The 2893-nt window shown below is 74.7% G+C and carries 1 protein-coding gene; it reads left to right on the top strand.

Features of this window, described 5'->3' with window-relative positions; translation table 11 throughout:
- Window positions 1-2893: hypothetical protein (locus GCN78_RS29505; RefSeq protein ID WP_193316906.1), on the top strand; the 2893-nt coding region annotated here is incomplete at both ends.

Raw genomic sequence — 2893 nt, 5'->3', positions numbered from 1 at the left:
GCCACCGACGCCGCCGCCCTGGCCGCCGCCTCGAACGCCGCCGCCACCGCGGCAGCGAATGCGGCGGCAAACGCCAATGCCAGCGACGCCGCGGCACTGGGCATCGCCGCCACCGCCGCAGCGAACGCGGCCGCCACCGCCAGCACGCAAGCGGGACTCACCGATGCCGTCGCCCTGAGCATGGCAGCGGACGCCGCCGCCGGCGTTGCCGCCTGGGACGCCTCGATCGCCAACGCCACCGATGCCGTCGCCCTGCAGGCCGCCGCCGATGCCGCCGCGACGAACGCCGCCAATGCGCAGACGCAAGCGAACATGACGGACGCGCCCACCCTGGGCCTGATCGCCGACGCCGCCACCCTGGCGGCCGATGCGGCACAGACGCAGGCCGACCTGACCGACGCGGCCGCGCTGGCCGTGATATCCAATGCCGACGCCGCTGCCGCCGCGGCGGCCGCCTTGGCCGCCAGCACGGATGCGGCCGCGCTCGATGCCGCCGCCGCCCTCGCCGCCACCGTGGCCGCGAATGCCGTCGTCACCGCCAGCCTGAGCGACGCGGCCGCCCTGCAAATCACGGCCGATGCGGCCGCCAACACCTCGACCGCCGCCGCCGCGCAAGCGGCATTGACGGACGCCGCCGCCCTGCAAGTGATTTCCGACGCCGATGCCGCCGCCGCGCTGGCGGCGCAAACGACGGCCGACCAGACGGATGCGTCCGCCCTCGCTGCTGCCGACGCGGCCGCCGCCAGCGATGCCGCCAACGCCCAGGCCGTGGCCGACCAGACCGATGTCGTCGCCCTGCAGCAAGCGGCCGACCAGGCCGACGCCGATGCGGCCGCCGCCAATTCGCAAGCGAGCCTGCTGGACGTCAACGTCGCCCTGAATGCCTTCAATCTGGCCAACCTCGCTGCCCTGGCCGCCAACGTCACGGCCGGCCAGACCAGCGTCGTCGACCTGACGGCCACCGTCAACGCCCTGCAGCTCGACGCCGATGGCGCCGATGCCGATGCAGGCCTGACGGACGCCCTCCTCCTCGCCGGCATCTCCGCCGCCGACGCGCTGGTGGCGGCCGGCCTGCAAACCACCGCCGGCCTGACCGATGCCGATGCGCTCATCACCGCCGCTGCCGCTGCCGTCTCGGCAGCGGAAACAGCCGCCCTGCTGGGCGGGATCGACATCTCGGCCGTCAGCGCAGCCGCCGCCGCACAGGCCGCCGCCGCGAGCGCCGCCGCCACGGCCGGGCTGACCGATGCCGGCGCGCTGGGCATCATCTCCACGAGCGACGCCGCCGCTGAACTTGCCGCACAGACGGCGGTCACCACTTTGACCGCCGCCAATACGCTGGCGCAAAACGCGCTGGCGACGGCAATATTCGTTGCCAACCAGACCGACGCCGTAGCCCTGGGCACGCTCTCGGCAGCCGCCGATGCGGCCGCGGCGGCCGCCGTGACGACGGCTGGCCAGACGGACGCCATCGCGCTGAGCCTCATCTCGAATGCCGATGCGCTGGTCGCCAGCTCCGCCGCCAGCCTGGCGGCGCTGACCGATGCCACGGCCCTGGGCATCATTTCCACGGCCGACGCGGCCACCGCCAGCGCCTTGCAGGCAACGGCCAACCTGACCGATGCGGCCGCCCTGGGCCTGCTCGCCACGGCCGCCGCCGCTGCCGCCAATACGGCGACGAACGTGGCCAACCTGACCGACGCCGTGGCCCTGGGCACCGTCTCGGCCGCCGCCACCACGGCCGCCAATACGGCCGCCGCCACTGCCGCGCTGACGGACGCCACGGCATTGGGCCTGGTCGCCACGGTCGACGCGACAGCCGCTGCCGCCCTGCAAACGACCGCCAACCTGACCGACGCCGTGGCATTGGGCCTCGTTTCGACGGCCGCCAACACGGCCGCCAGCACCGCTGCGGCCGTTGCCAACCTGACCGATGCGGTGGCCCTGGGCACCGTTTCAACGGCCGCCACGGCCGCCGCCAACACGGCAGCGGCCACGGCCGCCCTGACCGACGCCGTGGCCCTGGGCTTGACGGCCACGGTCGACGCGGCCGCCGCCACGGCAGCGCAAACGACGGCCAACCTGACGGATGCCGTCGCCCTGGGCCTGGTCGCGACCGTGAATGCCACCGCCGCCACGGCCGCCGCCACCGTCGCCGGCCTCACCGATGCCGTCCTGCTGGGCACCGCCCACACGCTCGACGTCACGGCCGCCACCGTGGCGGCCACCAAGGCCGCCCTGACGGATGCCGCCGCCCTGACCACCATCGCCAACAACGACGCGGCGAATGCCGCTGCCCTGGCCGCTTACTCGCAAGCCCATCCGCTCGACCTGGTGGCGGCGCTGGCGGCCACCACCGCCGCCACCACGGCAGCCCTGTCGCAGGCCGTCGCGCAATCGGCGCAGGCCGATGACGCGGCGGCCGCCTCGACAGCGGCGACGGCGGCAGCGTCCCTGACCGCGCTGAACAATGCGCTCGCGGCCGACAATGCCGCCACCGCCGCCGCCACCCTGGCCCTGACTTCGCAAGCAGCGGCCACGGCGGCACAACTGGACGACACCCTCGCGGCGGCGGCCAATGCGCTGGCCGCCTTGAATGCGGCCTTGCAGGCGGACGCGAATGCGGCCACCACGGCCGCCGCCGCTGTGACGGCGAGCGCGGCCACCGCCGCCGCCATCGCAGACGATCTGGCGGCCGCCACCGCCGCCACCGTCGCCAATGCGTCTCAAGCAGCCGCGCAAGCGGCGCAACTGGCCGACAACGCGGCCGCCAGCGCCGCCACCATCGCCGCCAACGCGCTGGCTTCCCTGAACGCGGCCCTGGCCGATGATGCGGCCGCCGCCGCGGCTGTGCTGAACTCGACCAACGCCACGGCCGCCGCCGTTGCCGCCA

Origin of the sequence: Janthinobacterium rivuli, assembly GCF_009208735.1 — a bacterium.
Taxonomy (GTDB): domain Bacteria; phylum Pseudomonadota; class Gammaproteobacteria; order Burkholderiales; family Burkholderiaceae_D; genus Janthinobacterium.
Note: the sequence above shows the minus strand (reverse complement) of the source record. Positions and strands in the feature narration are given on the sequence as shown.